Here is a 21651-nt window from a genome sequence, read left to right on the forward strand (position 1 = left end):
GGGCGCGACCGGCCCCCACCGGGCCCGCAGCCGAAGAACCGCCTAGCCGGTGAAGCGCACCCGCCGCAACGCCAGTACCGCGTTGTGCCCGCCGAACCCGAACGAGTTGCTGAGGGCCAGATCGCCGTGGTCCGGCAGCGGGCGCGGGGCGCCTCTCACCACGTCCAGGTCGATCGCCTCGTCCTGTTCCCCCGCCGTGCAGCCGATCGTCGGCGGGATCGTGCCGTGGTGCAGGGTCAGGACCGTCGCGACCGCCTCCACTCCGCCCGCGGCGCCCTGGAGGTGGCCGAGGTGGCCCTTCAGGGCCGTGACGGGGGCCGGGGTGGTGCCCAGTACCGCCCGCAGCGCGTTCGCCTCCGCCAGGTCGCCGTCGAGCGTGGCCGTGGCGTGGGCGTTGACGTGGACCACGTCGGCGGGTTGGCCTCCGGCGTCGCGCAGGGCGCGGTGGAGGGCCAGTGCCACTCCGGTGCCGGACGGGTCGGGCGCCGCCATGTGGTGGGCGTCGGCCGACAGGCCCCAGCCGGCCGCCTCGCAGTAGACACGGGCGCCCCTCGCCCGGGCGTGTTCCTCGGACTCCAGGAGCAGGAAACCCGCGCCCTCGCCGTTGACGAAACCGTCCCGGTCCCTGGCGAAGGGGCGGGACGGCAGGTCCCCGGCGGGACGCGTGGACAGAGCGCGCATCGCGGCGAACGACGCCATGATCGCCGGGGTGACGACAGCCTCGGCGCCTCCCGCGAGGGCGACGTCGACATGGCTGTACCGTATGCGGTCGATGGCTTGGCCGATCGCCTCCGTGCCCGACGCGCAGGCGCTGGTCACCGTGCGGGCCTCGCCCGTGATGCGCAGGGCCAGCGAGATCTGGGACGCCGCCTGAGACGGCACCGTCATGGGGGTGGTGAGCGGCGAGACCGCCCGGGGCCCCTTCTCGCGCAGCCTGCGGTCGCCGCCGACCAGGACCGACGCGTCGCCCAGGATCGCGCCCACCGACACCCCCACGCGCTCGGGGGACAGACCGCTCGCCTCCGTGCCCGAACCGTCGAAGCCCGCGTCCAGCCAGGCCTCCCGCGCCGCCAGTACGCCGAACTGCGCGGACCGGTTCATCCGGCGGGCCTGGGGGCGGGGAAGCAGGCCTGCCGGGTCCACGGGGACCGTGCCCGCCACGCGGACGGGCAGGCCGGTGAACTCCTCGCCGGTCAACTCCCTTATTCCGCAACGGCCTTCGAGGAGGCCTCGCCAGAGATCGGGGACTCCGACACCGAGCGGGGTGATGGCGCCCAGGCCGGTGACGACGACCCGGCGGGCGACGAAGTGGCGCAAAGGGGCGGGGACTTCCGGCTCGGAGCGCACGGCGAAGCTGCCTCCCCGAGTGCGACGTGGACGGTCGGCGCGGAACGGTTGGCGCACCTCAACTCTGCCCATGCCAGGGGCAATTCATGCCGGGATGGTTCAGGTTTCAATCGTTAACGTACGTTCACTGCTTGTAGGCGATGTAGGTGGTGTCCAGCCCCTCGGCCCCTCGGCCGCTCAGCCGCGCGGCCACGGACGTCCGTCCAGTCGCTCGACATCACGGTTGAGGCGGCTCAGTTGGGCGGCGAAGTCCGCGACCTCCTCGGCTGTCCAGTCGGCCATCACCTTGGCCAGGCCGTCCAGGTTCGCCGCGCGGTCGGCGGCCAGCCGGCGCTCGCCCTTCTCCGTCATCGCGAACTTGCGTGCCATGCCGCCTTCGGGGTCGGGGATGCGTTCGACGATTCCGGCCCGGAGCATCGCGGCGGTCTGCCGGTTGAGCGTGGACGCGTCGAGGCTGAACGCGGCGCTGAGCTGGCCGATGGACATCGGGCCCTCCACCTGGATACGGCTGAGGAGGGTGTACGCGCTGCGGTCGAGCCGTTCTGGCGCGCCCCCCGCTCTCGGTGAGCGCAGATGCATGTGCCGACCGAGGAGCATCGTCTCGAACTCGATCAGATCAAGGGGTTTGTCCACGTCGTTGTCGACGCGGTCGTTTGTCGGCTTGTCCACGCGGCTGCTTCCTTCGGCTCCTGGACGGGTCTTCCCTTCGGTGGACCCTCTCCCAAGTTAGTTCGTTCACCGGCGATGTGTATGCTGCACATCTCGTGCATCATGCACATCGCCGTGAGGGAGCAACCCCGTGGACAGTCCCAAGCCCGACGCCGGCTCCGGCAGAGTTGTCGGCATCCTCGCCTTCGCCGGCATCGTGGCCGCGATCACGCAGACCCTCGTGGTCCCGCTGATCGGGGAGCTGCCGAGCCTGCTCGACACCTCCGCCTCGAACGCCTCCTGGGTGATCACCGCCACCCTGCTGGCCGCCGCGGTCGTGACTCCGGTCGCCGGCCGGCTCGGTGACATGTACGGCAAGAAGCGCATGCTGCTCGTCTCGCTCGTGCCGCTCATCCTGGGCTCCGTCCTGTGCGCGCTGTCCTCCTCCGTGCTCCCGATGATCGCCGGGCGCGGACTGCAGGGCATGGGCATGGGCGTCGTACCCCTGGGCATCAGTCTGCTGCGTGACGTCGTACCGGCGGAGAAGCTCGGGTCGTCCATCGCGATCATGAGCGCGTCCATGGGTGTCGGCGGCGCGCTCGGGCTGCCGTTCTCCGCGGCGATCGCCGAGAACGCGAGCTGGCGGGTGCTCTTCTGGGTCGTGGCCGCGCTGGCCCTCGCCTTCGCCGCGCTGATCGCGGTCTTCGTGCCCGCCGGGCGGGAGAACACCGCCTCCGGGCGCTTCGACGTGCTCGGCGCGATCGGGCTCGGCACCGCGCTGATCTGCCTCCTCCTCGCCGTGTCGAAGGGCGCCGACTGGGGCTGGGGCAGTGGCACCACCCTCGGGCTGTTCGCCGTCGCCGTGGTCGTACTGCTGGCCTGGGGCTGGTGGGAACTGCGCAACGCCGAACCGCTGGTCGACCTCCGGGTGACCGCCCGTCCGCAGGTGCTGATGACCAACGCGGCCTCGATCCTCGTCGGGTTCGCGATGTACGCCCAGGCCCTGGTCATCCCCCAGTTGATGCAGCTGCCCAAGGAGACCGGTTACGGCCTCGGCGAGTCCATGCTCGCCATGGGCCTGTGGATGGCTCCGGCCGGTCTGATGATGATGGTCATGTCACCGCTCGGCGCCATGCTCTCCGCCAAGTCGGGCCCCAGGATCACGCTCTCCGTCGGCAGCCTGGTCATCGCCATCGGGTACGGGATCTCCCTGCCCCTCGTCGGCTCCGGCTCCACCTGGGCGCTGCTAGCGGTCACCATCGTCTGCAACACGGGTGTCGGCTTCGCCTACGGCGCCATGCCGGCGCTCATCATGGGCGCGGTCCCGCAGTCCGAGACCGCCTCCGCCAACAGCTTCAACACCCTGATGCGCTCGATCGGCAGCTCGGTCTCGGCCGCCGTCATCGGCGTCGTCCTGGCCCAGATGACCACCGACTTCGGCGGCTTCGCGCTGCCCTCCGAGGCCGGATTCCGGGCCGCCATGATGCTCGGCTGCGGTGTCGGCCTCGCGGCGTCGGTCGTCGCCTTCCTCATCCCGGTCCGCTCGGTGGGGGCCCCTTCGGAGCCTGAGACGGCTCCGGGGGCTCTCGACTCCCAGGTGTCCCAGGCGTCCGAGGTGTCCCAGGCGTCCGGTGCGTCTGAGGCCAGGGCCTGACGGCGACCCCCAGCCTCGTAACGAGCCGACCTCCCCGGGTTTCCGACGGGGAGGTCGGCTCGTTCTGTCGTGTCCTGCCTCTTGTTCAGGAAGGGGCAGTGGAATTAGATGGTCTGTCAGTGTCGCCGGGCAGTGGCCTTAGGCCGTGCCGAAGGGGCCTCTCAGGCATGCCTGGATTCGGCCGCCGCGATGCTGACATGAAGAATTTACAAGGTTTCCTTCGCCTGCCCGCCGTGTTTCCGAGGCGTGAGGCGGAAGTGAATTCAACCGGGTTTCTGACAGCTCGCTGACGGCCAGGGTGTGCCGCCGGGTCTGCGGTGATGTCGATACTGATTGGAATTGGACGGTTTTTCGGGACTTGGGACGGCCGGGTGATGGTGGCCGAATGGAATCGGCCGCATACGGAATGTTCCACGCCATGTTGACTCGCGAGTAATGTCGGCGCTAGCTTCCCGGTGGTTTCCCCTCGAAGCGTTTCCCCCAGAAGTGAAGTGCCTCCGCGCCACACAAAACCCCCACCGTGCAGTTTCACCGAATATTTCGGAGAATCATGACGTCTGCCGTGCGCGCCGTTGACATGATCATTGGAGTCACCCCGTTCGGCGAGCCCGACGCCAGGCTCGCCGCCGCGGTCAGCCGGGCAGGCGGCCTAGGGGTACTCGACCTCGGTCTCGGCGACCGGAGAGCCAGAGACGCGCTGGCGCGAATGCGCCGCCTCGCCGCGCTCTCCACCCCCTCCAGCCCCTCTGTCCCCTCCACTTCCGACTTCCGCTACGGCGTACGGATCGGCCCCCACTGCCGACTCACCCTCGCCGACCTGGTCGGCGACGGTGGCCCCGACACCGTGATCCTCGCCCCTGATGTCGCCGATGTCTCCGACGCTTTCAGGCCGGTCGCCGAGGTCGCCGCCCGCCACCGTGTCCTCGTCGAGGTCACCGACCTGGCGGAGGCCCTCGCGGCCGTCCGGTCCGGTGCGCACGGGTTGATCGCCCGGGGCAGCGATGGCGGCGGCAGGATCGGTGACCTCAGCACCTTCGTCCTGCTGCAACGGCTCCTCGCCGAACCCGGCATCGACCTCCCCGTCTGGGCCCGTGGCGGCATCGGCCCCCGTACGGCAGCCGCCGCCGTCGCCGGGGGAGCGGCGGGCGTCGTGCTCGACAGTCAACTCGCCCTGCTCGCCGAGTCCTCGCTGCCGGAGGCGACGGCTGCCGCGCTGCGCTCGATGGACGGCTCGGAGACCGTCGTCGTGTCCGGTCACCGCGTACTGCACCGGCGCGGCCCTGACGCCCCGTCCGTCCCGGCCGGCGATCCGGCGGCGGTCGCGGCGATGCTCGGCGCCCAGGACCCGCGCACCCAGCTCCTCCCGGTCGGCCAGGACGGCTTCCTCGCCGCCCGCTTCGCCGACCGGTGGGGCGACGCCGCCCGCACGGTCCGCGCCCTCACCGGCGCCATTCACGACGTTGTACGAGGTGACGGGCCCGTACGTGCGTTGCGCTCCGGTTCCCCGATGAGTCGGTCCCTCGGCACCCAACTCCCCGTCGCCCAGGGGCCGATGACCCGCGTCAGCGACCAGGCGCGGTTCGCCGCGGCCGTCGCCGGGGGCGGCGCGCTGCCGTTCGTCGCGCTGGCCCTCGCCAGTGGCGAGCAGACCCGGACCATGCTGGCCGAGACCCGGGAAGCCGTCGGAGGCGACCGGCCCTGGGGTGTCGGCGTGCTCGGATTCGCGCCCGAGGAGCTGCGAAACGCCCAGCTCGAAGCCGTACGGGAGCTGCGGCCGACGCATGCCATCATCGCGGGCGGCCGTCCGGCCCAGGCCGAGGCGTTGGAGCGGGCGGGGATCAGTACCTTCCTGCACGTGCCCTCGCCGGGGCTGCTGAAGCAGTTCCTGGAGGCCGGGGCACGCCGGTTCGTGTTCGAGGGGTCCGAGTGCGGCGGCCATGTCGGACCGCGCGGCAGCTTTCCGCTCTGGGAGGCCCAACTCGCCGTCATCGACGACTACTTGGCCGGGGCCAAGGACAGCGACGCCGAGCGGATCGAGGTGTTCTTCGCGGGTGGTGTCCACGACGAGCGGTCGGCCGCGATGGTCGCCGCCCTCGCCGCTCCACTGACCGCGCGCGGCGCATCCGTAGGCGTCCTCATGGGCACCGCCTATCTGTTCACCGAGGAGGCCGTGGCCTGCGGAGCGGTGCAGCCGCTCTTCCAGCGACAGGTCGTCGACGCGACCAGTACCGCGCTGCTGGAGACGGCACCCGGTCATGCCACTCGGTGCGTACCCAGCCCGTTCAGCGACAACTACCGCGAGTTCGAAGCGGAGTTGAGGACGAGCGGGGTGCCGGATCGGCAGATCTGGGAGCGGCTGGAGCGGCTCAACGTCGGGCGGCTGCGGATCGCCAGCAAGGGCATCGAGCGCGACACCGAGGGCGAGTTGGCGGCCGTGGACGAGCAACGGCAGCTCGACGAGGGCATGTTCATGGCCGGCGAAGTGGCCGTGCTGCGCTCGGCGACCACGACGATCGACGCCCTGCACCACTCCGTGGCAGGCGGCGCCGCCGACTTCCTCACCGACCGGGCGGCGGAGCTGCGGGAGCGGCTCGGTGTACACCCGCCAGAGGAGGCTCCGGCGCCCGCGCCCCTCGACGTCGCCGTCGTGGGCATGGCCTGCATGTTCCCGGATGCCCCCGACCTCGCCGCCTTCTGGGCGAACGTCCTCGGCGGTCACGATGCGGTGAGTGAAGTACCGGCCGACCGCTGGGATCCTGCCGTGCACTATTCGCAGGAGGCCGGGGACGGCGGCGTCACGCCGTCCAAGTGGGGAGGCTTCCTGCCCCGCATCCCCTTCGACCCGCTGTCGTACGGCATTCCACCCACCTCGCTCGGCAGCATCGAGCCCGTCCAGCTGCTGGCACTCGAAGCCGCCCGGCGAGCCCTGACGCACGCCGGATACGGAGAGCGGGGGCGGGAGTTCGACCGCTCGCGCACCTCGGTCGTCTTCGGCGCGGAGGCGGGCAGCGACCTGTCCAACGCGGGCACGCTGCGCGCCGTACTGCCCTCGTACTACGGCAAGGTGCCGGACGGGCTCGCGGATCAGCTGCCCAGGCTCACCGAGGACTCCTTCCCCGGCATGCTCTCCAACGTGATCTCCGGCCGGATCGCCAACCGGCTCGACCTCGGCGGTGCCAACTACACGGTCGACGCCGCGTGTGCCTCCTCCCTGGCCGCCGTCGACGTCGCCTGCAAGGAACTGGTGGGCGGGACCAGCGACGTCGTGCTGTGCGGCGGCGCCGATCTGCACAACGGCATCAACGACTACGTGCTCTTCTCCTCCGTGCACGCACTCTCCCCGACCGGGCGGTCCCGCGCCTTCGACAGCTCGGCGGACGGGATCGCGCTGGGGGAGGGCGTCGCGTGTGTCGTGCTGAAGCGGCTGGCGGACGCCGAGCGTGACGGCGACCGGATCTACGGGGTCATCAAGGGCGTCGGCAGCTCCAGCGACGGGCGTTCCCTCGGGCTGACGGCTCCCCGGCCCGAGGGACAGCGTGCCGCGCTGCAACGGGCGTACCGCAACGCGGGGGTGTCGCCCGCCGAGGTCGGACTCGTCGAGGCGCACGGCACCGGGACCGTGGTCGGCGACCGAACCGAACTCGCCATCCTGAGCGAGGTGTTCAGCGAGGCCGGAGCCAAGTCGGGTGCTGTGGCGCTCGGGTCGGTCAAGTCGCAGATCGGGCACACCAAGTGCGCCGCCGGACTCGCCGGCCTCATCAAGACGGTGCTCGCCCTGCACACCGGGGTCAAGCCGCCCACCCTGCACGTGAGCAAGCCCAACTCCGCCTGGGAGGAAGGCAGCAGCCCGTTCGTGTTCCACGGGCAGGCACGACCATGGGCGGCTCCGGCACACGAACGACTCGCGGGACTCAGCGCGTTCGGCTTCGGCGGCACCAACTTCCATGTGGTGCTGGAGGCCTACGCCGACTCCGCCCCGCCCGCACACGGGCTCGACGCCTGGCCCGTCGAACTGTTCACCTTCCGGGCGGCCGACCTGGCGGGGGCCCGGCGGGCCATCGAGGACGTGCTGAAAGCGGCGGAGGACGAGCAGTCCTCCTGGCGGCTGCGCGATCTCGCCCTCGCCGCCTCGCGCCGCTCCGACGCCCGCCACGAACCCGTGCAGGTGGCGGTCGTGGCAACGGACACGGCAGGACTCGTCGGGCAGTTGCGTCGGGCACTGGCGGGGGAGCACGACCCGCGCGCCGGAGTCCACCTCGCTGCTCAGGACCGTGGGGAAACGGCAGGCCAGGTCGCCTTCCTCTTCCCCGGGCAGGGCAGCCAGCGAACCGGGATGCTCGCCGACGTGTTCGTCGCCCTCCCCGAACTCCAGTACTACCTGGAACTCGGCAGCGACCACGCCGACCTCCTCTACCCGCCCACCGCCTTCGACGACACCGCCCGCGACCGCCAGCACACCGCGCTCACCGACACCCGCGTCGCCCAACCCGCCCTGGGTATCGCAGGTCTCGCCGCGCACGCCCTCCTCACCTCGGCAGGCGTGCGCCCGGACATGGCCGCCGGGCACAGCTACGGCGAACTCGTCGCCCTCAGCGCGGCCGGCGCCCTCGACCCGGAGGCACTCCTCGCGCTGAGCGCCGAGCGGGCGACCGCGATCCTCTCGGCCGCGGGCGAGGCCAACGGCGACGACCCGGGCACCATGGCTGCGGTGTCGGCGGGCGCCAAGGACGTCACGGCCGCCCTGCGCGCCGCCGACGCGCCTGCCTCGGTTGTCGTCGCCAACCACAACTCGCCCAAGCAGACGGTGATTTCGGGACCGACGGCGGCGGTCGACGAGGCCGTACGGCTGCTGCGCGCGGCCGGGCTCGGCGCGAAGCGCATCCCTGTCGCCTGCGCCTTCCACAGCCCGCTGGTCGCCGGCGCCGGGGAACGGTTCGCGACGGCACTGGCCCAACAGCCGGTACGCGCGCCGGAGTTCACGGTGTGGTCCAACCGGACGGCCGCCCCGTACGGCGCCGACGCCGACGCGGTGCGTGCCGAACTCGCCGCGCAGATCGGTGCCCCGGTCGGTTTCGTCGCCCAGATCGAGGCGATGTACGAGGCGGGCGCCCGGATCTTCGTCGAGGCCGGGCCCGGTTCCGTACTGACGAGGCTGGTCGGCCAGATCCTCGGCGACCGCCCGCACCGGACGGTCGCCTGCGAACCACGGCCCGACAGCGGACTGCGCGGCTGGCTCGACGCGCTGGCCCAACTGGCCGTCGCGGGGCTGCCGGTGCGCACCGGATGGCTGTTCCACGGGCGCGACGCCGTCGACGCGACCCGGACGAAGGCACCGAAGCGGCCCGGCTGGACGGTCGACGGCCATCTGGTCCGCACCGCCGCCGGCGAACTCCTCCCCGGTGCGCTCGCACCGGCCCGACGCGTAGTGGAGACGACGACAGTGACCGCGAATCACCAGGACGGCACCCCGGGCGCCGACGGCAGGGACGCGCTGATCTCCGAGTTCCTGCGCGCCAGCCGCGAGATGGTCGCCGCTCAACGGGACGTACTCCTCACGTACTTCGGCGCGGCTCCGGGACAGTGGATACCCGGGCCCACGGCACCGGAGCCCCTGCGGATGGCACAGGCTCAGGATCAGCAGGGGGTGGCCGTGCCGCCCGCCTATCCGCCCGCGCTCTATGCCGTGCCCGCCCCCGTCCCCGTCCCTGCCGCTGTGGGGTTCACGGAGGCGGATGTGCTGGGGGTGGTGCTGGAGATCATCAGTGAGCGGACCGGGTATCCGGTGGACATGATCGAGCCCGACCTCGATCTGGAAGCTGACCTGAGCATCGACTCGATCAAGCGGGCTGAGATCGCCGGTGAGTTGGCGCAGCGGCTCGGCATCGGGGGCGCCGGTGACCTCACGGTGCTCGGTGATGCCGAGTTGGAGGATCTCGCCAAGGCCCGTACGGCGGCTTCCGTGACGGCATGGCTCGCGGCGCGGCTCACCACGGCCGTGTCCCAGCCCGTGTCCGCTCCCGTCCCTGTCCCCGCTGCTGTGGGGTTCACGGAGGCGGATGTGCTGGGGGTGGTGCTGGAGATCATCAGTGAGCGGACCGGGTATCCGGTGGACATGATCGAGCCCGACCTCGATCTGGAAGCTGACCTGAGCATCGACTCGATCAAGCGGGCTGAGATCGCCGGTGAGTTGGCGCAGCGGCTCGGCATCGGGGGCGCCGGTGACCTCACCGTGCTCGACGATGCCGAGTTGGAGGATCTCGCCAAGGCCCGTACGGCGGCCTCGGTGACGGCATGGCTCACCGTGCGGCTCACCGGCCCGGATGAGGTCGAGGAACAAGGAGCGGCACCGCAGTCCCTCCGGCCGGTGGCGGCCGAGGCGGCCGACGTGTCCCCGGAGGTCACCGGTGAGGCGCCGAAGCGCTTCCAGTTGCGCCCCGTCCTGCTGGAACAGCAGGACGGACACGGCATGGCGGACGGGACCCCGACCGGGACCGGGAGCGTCGACCCCGCCGCCGTACTGGCCGGAAAGCGGTTCGCCCTCCTCGGTGACGACGATTCCGGCACGGTAGCCCGGGAGGTCGCGGCGCGGCTCGCCGGGCATGGCGCCGACACGGTGGTCCTGGGCCCCGAGCATCTGCTGACCGGAGCGGACGGGCCGGACGGGCAGGTTGACGGCGTGCTGTACCTCGACCCGCTGGCCTCGTCCCGGCCACCGGTGCTGCCCGACGCGTTCCCCGTGTTCAAGGCGGCCCTCGGACTCGGGCCGCGCTGGCTGTTCGCCGTACGGGTGACCACGGAAGGCGGCCCGGACGAGGCCGAGTTGAGGTCGGCCGGCCTGCACGGGCTCTTCCGGACGGTCGCCCGGGAGTACCCGGAGACCGACGCGCGGATCATCGACCTCGCCGACGACGACACGAGTGCCGCGGCCGTCGCCGACGCGCTGCTCGGCGAGCTGCTCGCCTCCGACCGCACCCCTGTCGTCCTGCGAACTGCCGCAGGACGCCATGGACTTGAGCTGATCGAAACCCCGCTGGGCGCACTCGGCACCACCGGCGCCGGACCCGCCGGGGACGGTGCCGCGGAGGCCGCCGCCCTCGGACTGGACCGGGACAGCGTGGTCCTGCTGGTCGGCGGGGCGCGGGGCATCACCGCGAAGTTCGCCGCCTCACTGGCGTCCGCCTCCCGCTGCCGGATCGAACTGCTCGGCCGCACACCCGCACCGGAGGGCCCGGAGGGCGCGGCCACAGCAGCCGCCGGCACCCGGACCGAACTGCGCGCCGCACTCGCCGCCCGGGGCGGACTGACCCCCGCCGAGCTCAACCGCGAGGCCGAACTCCTGCTCGCCCAGCGGGAGATCACCGCCACCCTCGACGAACTGGGGGCCCTCGGCAGCCCCGCCCGCTACCACTCCGTCGACTTCCGGGAACAGGACGCGGCGCTCCAGGCCGTGAAGGAGATCCACGCCGAACACGGCCGCCTCGACGGGGTCGTCTACGCGGCCGGGGTGATCGAGGACCGGCTCATCGCCGAGAAGACCGCCGAGTCCTTCCAGCGCGTCTACGGGACGAAGACCACCGGTGCGGAGACCCTGCTCGCCGCACTGGAGCAGCTCCCCAACAGGCCTGCTTTCGCTGTCCTGTTCGGCAGCATCTCCGCCGTCCTCGGCAACCGGGGCCAGGTCGACTACGCCGCCGCCAACGACGCCCTCCAGAGCCTCGGCGCCGCCTGGGCGTCCCGTACCGGGCAGCGGGCCCTGACCGTGCACTGGGGGCCGTGGGCGCCGACCGGCGGCCACACCGGCATGGTGACCCCCGAACTCGGGCGCGAGTACGCCCGGCGCGGGGTCAGGCTCATCGACCCGGAGGAGGGCACGGCCGCGCTGCTCCGTGAACTGGCCTGGGGCGAGGAGTCGGCAGGCACCGTCGTCTACACCTCGTCGGGCTGGTAACCGACATGACTGATCGTCATACGCGGTCAGCGGGTGGTGGTACGTCGACGCCCGTGGCCATCGTGGGTATGTCCGTGCTGCTGCCCGGCGCCGCCGACCTCGACTCCTACTGGCGGAACCTGCTCGCCGGGACGGACGCCATCACCGACGTGCCGGACGGGCGTTGGGACGCGGACGCCTACTACCGGCCCGACTCCGCCGGTGGCCGTGCCGTCGCCGACCAGGTGTACTGCCGGCGCGGCGGGTTCGTGGACGAGCTGGCGGAGGTGGAGGTGACCCGGTTCGGGATCATGCCGAACTCCGTCTCCGGCACCGAGCCCGACCAGCTCATCGCCCTCAACGTGGCCGCCGCCGCCCTCGCCGACGCGGGCGGCGACGACCACCTTCCCGACCGGCACCGCATCGGCGTGGTCCTCGGCCGGGGCGGCTACCTCACCCCGGGCCTGGTCCGGCTCGACCAGCGGGTCCGTACGGCAGGCCAACTCGTCCGCACGCTGGGCGAGTTGATGCCGGAGCTGGATCCCGCCCAACTCGACCGTGTCCGTGCTGCGTTCACGGACCGGCTCGGTCCCGACAGCCCCGAGTCGGCGATCGGGCTCGTCCCCAACCTCGCCGCCTCCCGGGTCGCCAACCGGCTCGACCTGCGCGGACCCGCGTACACCGTGGACGCGGCCTGCGCCTCCTCGCTGGTTGCCGTGGACCAGGCGGTGAACGAACTGGCTTCCGGGCGCTGCGACCTGATGCTGGCCGGGGGAGTCCACCACTGTCACGACATCACCCTGTGGAGCGTCTTCTCGCAACTCCGCGCCCTCTCGCCCAGCCAGCGCATCCGCCCCTTCCACCGGGGCGCCGACGGCATCCTGATCGGTGAGGGCACCGGCGTGGTTGTCCTCAAGCGCCTCGCCGACGCCGAGCGCGACGGAGACAGGATCTACGCCGTCATCCGGGGCACCGGCGTGGCCAGCGACGGCCGCGCCGCCGGGCTGGTCAACCCCGACCCCGGCGGCCAGACCCACGCCGTACGCCAGGCCTGGCGCGCCGCCGGACTCGACCCCGCCCAGCCCGGTTCGGTGGGCCTCCTGGAGGCCCACGGCACGGCGACCCCCGCCGGAGACGCAGCCGAACTGGCCACGCTGGCAGAGGTGTTCGGGCCCAGGACAAGCGAAGGCGCGGGCGGCAGCGGTCCGGCGGTGATCGGCTCCGTGAAGTCGATGATCGGGCACACCATGCCCGCCGCCGGGGTCGCGGGCCTGGTCAAGGCTGCCCTCGCCGTCCACCACGGCATGCTCCTGCCCACCCTGCACTGCGACGACCCGCACCCGGCCCTCGCGGCCACCCGTTTCCGCCCGCTGGACCGGGCGGCGCCCTGGGAGACGACCGCCGAGCAGCCGGTACGGCGGGCGGCGGTCAACGCGTTCGGGTTCGGCGGGATCAACGCCCATGTGGTGCTGGAGGAGGCGCCCGGGGCGCGTACGAGGAGCACGGCGTCCCTCATGCCGACGGCACCCGGGCCGTCGGTCACCGTCGCCGAGCCCGAGCGAGTCCTCCTGCTCGCCGCCGACACCCCCGAGGCCCTCGCCGCCCTGCTCGACGCGGACGACCCGGCCGTACTCGCCGCCGGTCTCGACGCCGCCCGTACACATCCGCAGGCCGGGCCCGCCCGGCTCGGCATCGTCGACCCGACCGCGAAGCGGCTCACGCTGGCGCGCCGGACGATCGCCAAGGGGCGGGCATGGCAGGGCCGTAGCGACGTCTGGTTCCGGCCGGAACCGCTACGGGGCGATGCGGAGGGGGGGTTGGGAGGCCTGGCCTTCGTCTTCCCCGGCCTCGAAGGTGACTTCGAGCCCCGCGTCGACGACATCGCCGCCCACTTCGGTCTGGACGCTGTGCTCCCGACCGGCGAACGTGCCGAGGTCGGGGACGTGGGCCGGCACGGGTTCGGGGTGGTCGGGGTCGGGTTGCTGCTCGACCGGGCGCTGCGCCGCATGAGCGTCGTCCCCGACGCGGTGGCCGGGCACAGCGTCGGCGAGTGGACGGCGATGACGGCCGCCGGACTGTACGACGGCGACGAGGTCGGCGCCTTCATGGCGACCTTCGACCCCGACACGGTGACCGTGCCGGGGCTGGCGTTCGGGGCACTCGGCACATCCGCCGAACGGGTCCTCGAGGCGCTCGCCGAGGAGGGCTGGGCGGACGCCGGGATCGTGCTCTCGCACGACAACGCGCCCAGCCAGTCGATGGTGTGCGGCCCTGCTTCGGCGGTCGAGGAGTTCGTCCGGGCGTTCCGTGCCCGGGGTGTGCTCAGTCAGGTGCTGCCCTTCCAGTCCGGCTTCCACACGCCGATGTTGGCGCCCTACCTGGCCCCGATCGAGCAGGCCGCGAGCCTCTTCCGGCTTCAGCCGCCGACGGTTCCCGTCTGGTCGGGGACGACGGCGGCGCCCTTCCCGGCGGGAGAGTCAGCGGTGCGTCAGCTGTTCGTACGGCATCTGCTGGAGCCGGTGCGCTTCCGGCAGTTGATCGAGGCCATGTACGCGGCCGGACACCGGACCTTCATCCAGGTCGGCACCGGCCAGCTCGGCTCCCTCATCGGCGACACGCTGTCGGGGCGCGATCACCTGGTCGTCGCCGCCAACTCCCCGCACCGCGACGGTCTCGCCCAACTCCGGCGCGTGGCAACGGCGCTGTGGGTGTCGGGGAGGGCGACGGCACCGGCGCTGCCGGGCTCCGCCACCCCTGACACCACCGGCAACTCCGCTCCCCATGTCGCCGGTCCCTCCGACCGCTCCACGGAACCGGCCCTCCCCGGGAACCCCGTGCGGGGGGACCGGCCGTCCAACCGCCCGCCTGTCCGGCTCGACCTGGGCGGCGCGCTCGTCTCCCTCGACGAACCGACGCTCACGCGACTGCGCGCTGAACTGAGTTCGGGGCTGAACCTCGCGGGGCCTGCGGTTACCGGGGCACCGGTTGCCGCCGCGCTGTCGGGCACCGTTGCGTCGCCGTTTGCTGCCTCGACGCCGGTGACGGCTCAACGGAGGCGTGCCGCCGGGGTGTTGGGCGTCACGGAGATACCCGGTGCCGCCGGTCTCCCGGGCGCCGCCGCGCTGACGTCGTCCCTGGACGCGCTCGCGGGCCGCTTCCCGGCCGCCGCCGAACTCGGCGCGCTGCTGCGGGAGACGGCGGACACCGCCGCCGAGCTGATCGGCGCGGGCCGTCGCCGTCCCGGTTCCGCCGCGGCCTACACCGGGGGTGCCGCGCAGGATCCGGGCGGCCCCACCGTGGGCACCGGCCTGGTCGGCGGCCCGGCAGGCAGCGCGCTCAACGGGGCTTCTCAGCAAGCCTCCGCGACGTCCGCCGAGGCATCCCGGCCAGCCACCGCACCGCCCGCCGGAGATTCCCGGCAAGCCCCTTCGGTACCCTCCTCGGTACCCGCCGGGACTTCTCCCCGGGCCTACAGCACACCCACCGCCCCTTACCCCGCCCCAGGCACCGTGCCCCCCTTCGGAGCCCACCCCACCCCGGGCCTCCCCGCCCCCGCGTCTCTGCCCCCGCTCCTGCGCCCCCGGTCAACCGCCCTCACCACCCGGTTACTTCCCCCGACACCGCCCGCCGAGGCGACCCCTCCCCCCTGGCGCACCACGGTCCACGTGTCCCCGGACACCATGCCGTACCTCCTCGACCACTGCTTCTTCCCGCAGCGTCCTGGCTGGCCGGAGGTGGCCGACCGATGGCCGGTGGTCCCGGCGACGACGATCGTGCAGCACATGATGGAAGAGGCCCTGCGAGCGGCGGAGCAGACCGACCCCGGAACCCCAGCCGTCGCCGTCGCCGTCCACGGCGCCCGCTTCGACCAGTGGCTCACCGCCACCCCACCCCGCGACGTGGACGTGACAGTCGCCCCCGTCCCCGCCGCCCCCACCCACCGCGCCGTCTCCTTCGGCCCCCGAGCCCGAGCCACCGTCGAACTCGCCGCCACCTACCCGGAGTTGACAGCCCACCCCACCCCCTGGCCCACCGACCCCACCACCGAACGCACCCCCGACCACACCGCCGCCCAGCTCTACGCCGAGCGCTGGATGTTCCACGGCCCGGCGTTCCAGGGGGTCACCGAGCTCACCGCGCTGGGCGAGGCGCACGTACGGGGAGTCATCACGACCCCGCCCGCGCCCGGCTCGCTCCTCGACAACGTCGGCCAGATCCTGGGGTACTGGATCATGGCGACGCGCACCGCGCGGACGGTCGTGTTCCCGGTCGGGATGCGGGAGATGAGGTTCTACGGGCCGCACCCCGAACCCGGCACCGACGTCGACTGCTTCGTCCGGATCACCTCACTCACCGACACCGTCCTCGAAGCCGACGTCCAACTGACTGTGGACGGCCGGGTATGGGCCGTGCTGAGCGGCTGGCAGGACCGCCGTTTCGACAACGACCCGCAGACCAGGCCCGTCGAACGATTCCCCGAGCGCAACACCCTCTCCCAGGCCCGGTCGGACGGCTGGGTACTGCTCCACGAACGCTGGCCCGACCTCGCCTCGCGCGACCTCATCATGCGCAACTCCCTGGGCGGGGAGGAGCGTTCGCAGTACGAGCGGCACGCGCCACGCGGTCGCCGGCAGTGGCTGCTCGGCCGGATCGCCGCCAAGGACGCCGTACGGCGGTGGCTCTGGGACCGGGAGGGCGAGGGGGACGTGTTCCCGGCCGAGATCCAGGTGCACAACGACGCGACCGGGCGGCCGTACGTCACCGGTACGCACGGCAGGACCCTGCCCCCGCTGGACATCTCGCTCGCCCACCGGGCCGAGGCAGGGGTGGCGATCGTACGGCGGACCCGGCCCGGTTCCGTCCCCGGCGGAGGTCCGGGTACCGGGCCCGGGATCGACATCGAGGAGGTCGTCGAGCGGGACGCATCCACCCTGGCCACCGCCCTCGGCCCGGCCGAACTCGCCCTGCTCCGCGCCAGGTCGGCCGCCGGCGGCGAGTCCGAGGCGCTCTGGTTCACCCGTTTCTGGGCCGCCAAGGAAGCCGTCGCGAAGGCGGAGGGCACCGGATTCGGCTGTAGGCCAAGGGACTTCGCGGTACGGGAGACCACGGACGCGGGCGACCGGCTCACGGTCTCCGGGCGGCTCGCACCCGCCTACACCGTGCACTGCGAGCAGACGGGCAATCCCCCCGGACTGCCCGACAGGGAGTACGTCGTGGCCTGGACAACCGGACCGGCCGAAGAAGTCGCCGAAGAAGTCACAGCACAAAAAGGGGAGTTGGAGCGATGACCAGCCTCAACGGGCACACGACCGGAGCCGTTGGTGAGGAGGCGGTGCTCGCCGACATCAGGGGCATGCTCGCGGTCCTCCTCGACGAGTACGGCCTCGGCGACGTCGAGATCCGGATGGACACCACCTTCAACCGCGACCTGGAACTGGAGAGCATCGACCTGGTGGCCCTGGCCGGGCTGCTGGAGGAGAAGTACGGCAACCGGGTCAACTTCGCCGAGTTCCTGGCCGACATGGACTTCGACGAGATCATCGAACTCACCGTCGGACGGCTCGTCGAGCACGTCGTCGCCAGTCTCAAAGCGGCGGAGGCGGGCTGACCATGGGACACGTCGACATCGGCGGCGGCCTCAGGCTGCACGCCCAGCGCATCGGCCCGCGCGGCGGACGGCCGGTCACCGCGACCGCCGTACTCGTGCACGGCCTGCTCACCGACAGTCTGGCCAGCTACTACTTCACCGTGGCACCGGCGTTCGCCGCCTCCGGCATCGACGTCGTCATGTACGACCTGCGCGGCCACGGCCGCTCCACCCGCCCCGCCACCGGCTACACCCTCGACGACAACATCGACGACCTGGATGCTCTCCTCGACCGGCTGGAGGTGACCGGCCCGGTCCATCTCGTCGGCAACTCCTACGGTGGGACAGTCGCGTTCGGATACGCGGCCCGCCATCCCGAGCGCGCCGCCAGTGTCTCCCTCATCGAGTCGGAACCGGCCACCGCCGCCTGGGCGGGCAAACTCAACGGCATCCTCGGCCGGGTCATGCACCAACTCGCCCACAACGAGGCCGACGCCATCGCCTGGATCACCGCCAACCGCAGCCAGAACACCGCCCGCCTCGCCAAGGGCGCCGCCCGGCTGGCCCGCGAGACCACCCTCGCCCGGGACATCCCGGCCAGCCGCGTGCTGACCGAGAGCGAGATAAGTTCCGTACGCTGCCCAGTGCTTGGGGTGTACGGGGGTGACTCGGACCTCGCCGAACTGGCGCCCTGGATGGAGTCCGTGCTGCCCGACTGCCGGACCGTCGTCGTGCCGGGGCACGAACACTCCGTGCTCGTCGAGGCGTCGGGGACGGTCGGCGGACACGTCCTGTCGCTCATCCTCGGGGCGACCGTTCCGGTACAGCTGGCGGGGGCGGAAGCGCGGTGAGCCGGTTCCTGTTCGTCGTGCCGCCGCTCGTCGGACACATCAACCCGGCAGTCGGAGTCGCCGCCGAACTCGCCGCACGCGGACATGAGTCGGCGTGGGCATGCGCCGATCCGGGACTCGTGCGGCGGCTCGCGGGGGAGGACGCCACCGTCTTTCCGTGCGCCGGGCCCGTCCCCGGCTCGGGCGACGGCGTACGGCCGCCGGACCTGCGGGGGCCCGAGGCTTTGAAGTTCCTCTGGGAGAGGTTCCTCGCCCCCCTCGCCGAGGAGATGGCCCCCGGAGTCGCCGCCGCCGTGGGGGAGTTCGGGCCGGACGTCGTCGTCGCCGACCAACAGGCCCTCGCCGGTGGCCTCGTCGCCGAGCGCCTGGGTCTGCCATGGGCGACCTCGGCCACCACCTCCGCCGAGTTCACCGACGTACTGTCCGGTATGCCCAAGGTCGCGGAGTGGCTGGACGGGCTGCTGGCGGGCCTCAGGAACCGCGTCGGTGACAGCACGGGCACCGCGGACCCACGGTTCTCCCCACACCTCGTACTCGCCTTCAGCACACCGGAGTTCGTCGGCCCGGACGCCCGCACCGGCGACCAGATCCGCTACGTCGGCCCGTCCGTCGCCGACCGGCCCGCGCCGTCCGGCTTCCCCTGGGACTGGCTCGACCCGGCCCGCGCCACGGTCCTCGTCACCCTCGGCACCGCCAACACCGACGTCGGCGAACGTTTCCTGGCCGAGTGCCAGAGTGCCGCACGTGAGCGGGCGGACCGGATGCAGACGGTGATCGTCGACCCGGCGGGCGTACTCGGAAGCTCCCTGGGTGGGGCGGACGACAAAGGCGTACTGGTCGTCCCCTCCGTGCCCCAACTCCCGCTCCTCGAAAGGGTCGACGCCGTCGTCTGTCACGGCGGGCACAACACCGTGTGCGAGGCGCTCTGGCACGGGGTGCCGCTCGTCGTCGCGCCCATCCGGGACGACCAGCCCGTGATCGCCGGACAGGTCGTGGCGGCTGGGGCGGGCATCCGGGTGCGGTTCGGGCGGGTCACCGCACCGAAACTGGGCGCCGCGATCGGCGCCGTACTGCACGAGCCCGACTACCGCTTGGCGGCGAGCCGGATCCGTACCGCGTTCCGGGCCGCCGGAGGTGCCTCCATGGCGGCCACCCACCTTGAGCAACTCGCCATCGGTGCGCCCGCCAAGGAGACGGCATGAAGGAGAAGGAGACGGTATGAGCGACGACGAGCACGAGCACGAGACCGGCACACCGGAAGCACCGGCCGCTCCGCCCCGTGCCGAGCAGGTGGCCGCCCTCCGGCCCACCTACCAGGCCGATCTGGCCTTCGGCCTCGACCGGTTCTTCGAACCCCCGCGCACCAGTTGCCCCTGGTGCGGCTCGGCCCGGCTGGAGACCCGGCTGCGGACCACCGACCTGCTCCAGCACAAGCCCGGACGGTTCGTCCTCGACCGCTGCCAGGACTGCCGGCACACCTTCCAGAACCCCCGACTCAGCGCCGCCGGGCTGGAGTTCTACTACCGCGACTTCTACGACGGACTCGGCGAGAAGCAGCTCGGCAACACCTTCGCGAGCCGAACGAAGATGTACGAGCAGCGGGCCCGCGCCCTCCTCCCCTTCGACGACGCGCCGAAGAACTGGCTCGACGTCGGCACCGGCCACGGCCACTTCTGCGAGTCGGCCCGGGTCGTCCACGCGGGCACGACCTTCGACGGCCTGGACTTCACCGACGGCGCCGAACTCGCCGAGCGGGCGGGGCGCGTGGAGCGCGGCTACCGGGGCAGCTTCACCGAACTGGCCCCCGAACTGGCCGGCCGTTACGACGTCGTCAGCATGTTCCACTACCTGGAGCACAGCACCGAGCCCCCGCTCGAACTGGATGCCGCGCGCCAGGCCATCCGCCCCGGCGGACACCTGGTGATCGAGGTCCCCGACCCCGACAGCCGGTACGCCCGGCTGCTCGGCCGCTGGTGGCTGCCCTGGCTCCAGCCCCAGCACCTGCACTTCGTCCCCGTCGACAACCTCCGGCAACGGCTCACCGACCTGGGCTTCACCGTCGTCCTGGAACAGCACGCCGAGCCGCACGACCCCGTCGACCTGCTCGCCGCCGTCTGGCTGGCCCTCGACAACGCCGCCCCGCGCGACAACCTCCCGTGGCTGCCGCACCCCCCGAACGCCCTGCGCCGCACGCTGCGCGGAGCCCTGCTGCTGGCCGGCGTCCCGGCCCTGATCCTGGGCACTCTGCTGGACCGCTTCGCCGTACGGCCGATCTCCCACCGCCTGGGCGTCTCCAACGCGTACCGTCTGGTGGCTCGCCGGGACTGACGAGTCCTTCCGGGGGCCGCAACACCGGCGGCTGTGTCGTCGCGGGCCCCCGGACCTCCGGACCCCTCAGTACAGAAGCAGGTCAGCAGGGACAACCGGCGCGGACATCGCGAGGCGATCCCGAGTGAACACGACGTACGTCATGACCCGTCGACGAGTCACAGGACCTGGGGCGGGTCAGCACACCTGGTGCGCGTCACAGCACCTTGGCCCGCACCAGCATCGACAGCACGAGGGCACCCGGCAGCAGCGGCAGCCAGACCGTCAGGACGCGGAAGCCGACGACGGTCGCGGTGGCCAGGGACAGCGGGGCGCCCATCGCGGCCAGTGTGAACACCAGGGCCGCGTCGACGGGACCGATCCCGGCCGGCGCGGGTACGGCGCCGACCGCGGCGCTCGCGGCGAGGTAGGCGAAGACCACGTCCGGCCAGGCGATCGGCAGCCCGAGCGAGGCCCCGACGGAGGCCAGCACGGCCGCCTGGCACAACGAGAAGCCCGCGGCACCGCCCCACAGCGCGGCGACCCGCACGGGCCGGGTGTGCAGCCGCCGCGCGTCGGTCAGGGCGGTGCGCAGACCGTCGAGCAGGGGGCGCCGCAGCGGACGTACGAAGGCAAGAACCAGCGTCACGACGACCACCGCGCCGGACACGCCGAGGGCGATGGGCAGCAGTGTCCCCTGGTCGGGGAGCAGGTCGGCGGTGGCCAGGGAGGTCGGGAAGGTCGCCAGGAGAGCGAGGATCAGCAGAAGCTTCGCGACCGGCTTGACCAGCGAGTACAGGGCGAGGGACGCGGTGGCACGGGCCAGCGGGATGCCACGGCCGGTCAGGAAGCGCAGGGTGACGGCGTGGGCGCCGAGACCGGCGGGCAGCACGTTGTTGGCGGCGCCGGCGGCGAACTGCGAGGCCAGCAACAGCCCGGGCGGCAGTCGCTCGGGGATCGCCCCCTGCCGGGCGAAGGCGGCGGACACCCAGCACAGGAACGTGAACGCGGCCCCGATGGCGAGCCACCCGGGGTCTGCGGTGGTCAGCTGCCAGGCCCCGTCGTGCAGCACCTGCCAGTTGTCCGCCGCCCAGATCCCGATGAGCAGGAGCGGCAGCAGACACAGGACCCGGCGAGCGTGCCGGGCGGCGGGGAACCGGGAACAGAAGGAGGCGCGGGAAGCCGCGACGGGACAGTCCGCGGTGCCCTGGGGAGAGGGCTGGACCGTCGGAGCGGGCGGGGCTATGGGGACAATCGGCAAAGAGGACACAGCGCGCGTCGTCCTTCCGCGTTGCGCCCACGCGCTGCGGGGGCGGACGGGGGGGAATTG

At 72.4% G+C, this 21651-nt stretch carries 10 protein-coding genes; 7 read left to right on the top strand and 3 right to left on the bottom strand.

Annotation, left to right across the window (positions count from 1 at the left end):
• Nucleotides 1-42 precede the first annotated feature (42 nt).
• Together G3I56_RS14195 and G3I56_RS14200 are read right to left on the bottom strand one after the other, a co-directional pair.
• On the bottom strand, nucleotides 43-1347 hold the full coding sequence (locus G3I56_RS14195; RefSeq protein WP_343239942.1) for a beta-ketoacyl-[acyl-carrier-protein] synthase family protein: 1305 nt from the start codon (nucleotides 1345-1347) through the stop codon (nucleotides 43-45).
• A gap of 177 nt (nucleotides 1348-1524) precedes the next feature.
• Nucleotides 1525-1980 (bottom strand): MarR family transcriptional regulator, encoded by a 456-nt coding sequence (locus tag G3I56_RS14200; RefSeq protein WP_164409446.1) that lies wholly within the window; start codon nucleotides 1978-1980, stop codon nucleotides 1525-1527.
• Between the two features lie 166 nt (nucleotides 1981-2146).
• Between G3I56_RS14200 and G3I56_RS14205 the strand changes: the two genes are divergently transcribed.
• The 7 genes from G3I56_RS14205 to G3I56_RS14235 all read left to right on the top strand — a co-directional run bounded on the left by G3I56_RS14205 (nucleotide 2147) and on the right by G3I56_RS14235 (nucleotide 20342).
• Nucleotides 2147-3649 carry an MFS transporter gene (locus G3I56_RS14205; protein WP_164409315.1) on the top strand — a complete coding sequence of 501 codons (1503 nt, stop codon included), beginning with the start codon at nucleotides 2147-2149 and terminating at the stop codon, nucleotides 3647-3649.
• A 550-nt stretch (nucleotides 3650-4199) separates the two neighbouring features.
• Nucleotides 4200-11597 (top strand): type I polyketide synthase, encoded by a 7398-nt coding sequence (locus G3I56_RS14210; protein ID WP_164409316.1) that lies wholly within the window; start codon nucleotides 4200-4202, stop codon nucleotides 11595-11597.
• Between the two features lie 5 nt (nucleotides 11598-11602).
• Entirely contained in the window at nucleotides 11603-16864 is a 5262-nt protein-coding gene (locus G3I56_RS14215) for a type I polyketide synthase (protein WP_164409317.1), read from the top strand.
• On the top strand, nucleotides 16861-17184 hold the full coding sequence (locus tag G3I56_RS14220) for a phosphopantetheine-binding protein (protein WP_164409318.1): 324 nt from the start codon (nucleotides 16861-16863) through the stop codon (nucleotides 17182-17184). Before G3I56_RS14215 ends, G3I56_RS14220 begins: the two co-directional genes overlap by 4 nt.
• Nucleotides 17185-17186: 2 nt before the next feature.
• On the top strand, nucleotides 17187-18014 hold the full coding sequence (locus G3I56_RS14225) for an alpha/beta hydrolase (protein WP_164409319.1): 828 nt from the start codon (nucleotides 17187-17189) through the stop codon (nucleotides 18012-18014).
• Nucleotides 18011-19216, top strand: coding sequence for a glycosyltransferase (locus tag G3I56_RS14230; RefSeq protein WP_164409320.1), 1206 nt, complete (start codon nucleotides 18011-18013; stop codon nucleotides 19214-19216). Before G3I56_RS14225 ends, G3I56_RS14230 begins: the two co-directional genes overlap by 4 nt.
• A gap of 16 nt (nucleotides 19217-19232) precedes the next feature.
• The gene (locus G3I56_RS14235; protein WP_203689832.1) at nucleotides 19233-20342 is read left to right on the top strand and encodes a class I SAM-dependent methyltransferase; all 1110 of its coding nucleotides are present in this window, start codon (nucleotides 19233-19235) and stop codon (nucleotides 20340-20342) included.
• Nucleotides 20343-20538: 196 nt separating this feature from the next.
• Here the strand turns inward: G3I56_RS14235 and G3I56_RS14240 are convergent, their stop codons facing one another.
• Nucleotides 20539-21591 (bottom strand): lysylphosphatidylglycerol synthase domain-containing protein, encoded by a 1053-nt coding sequence (locus G3I56_RS14240; protein WP_164409321.1) that lies wholly within the window; start codon nucleotides 21589-21591, stop codon nucleotides 20539-20541.
• Nucleotides 21592-21651 lie beyond the last annotated feature (60 nt).

The organism is Streptomyces sp. SID12488 (genome assembly GCF_010548275.1).
Classification (GTDB): Bacteria; Actinomycetota; Actinomycetes; order Streptomycetales; family Streptomycetaceae; genus Streptomyces.

Excerpts from the sequence above, each read along its gene's own strand:
- G3I56_RS14210 (WP_164409316.1), top strand. The coding sequence starts at position 4,200 with ATGACGTCTGCCGTGCGCGCCGTTGACATGATCATTGGAGTCACCCCG.
- G3I56_RS14215 (WP_164409317.1), top strand. The coding sequence starts at position 11,603 with ATGACTGATCGTCATACGCGGTCAGCGGGTGGTGGTACGTCGACGCCC.
- G3I56_RS14220 (WP_164409318.1), top strand. The coding sequence starts at position 16,861 with ATGACCAGCCTCAACGGGCACACGACCGGAGCCGTTGGTGAGGAGGCG.
- G3I56_RS14225 (WP_164409319.1), top strand. The coding sequence starts at position 17,187 with ATGGGACACGTCGACATCGGCGGCGGCCTCAGGCTGCACGCCCAGCGC.
- G3I56_RS14235 (WP_203689832.1), top strand. The coding sequence starts at position 19,233 with ATGAGCGACGACGAGCACGAGCACGAGACCGGCACACCGGAAGCACCG.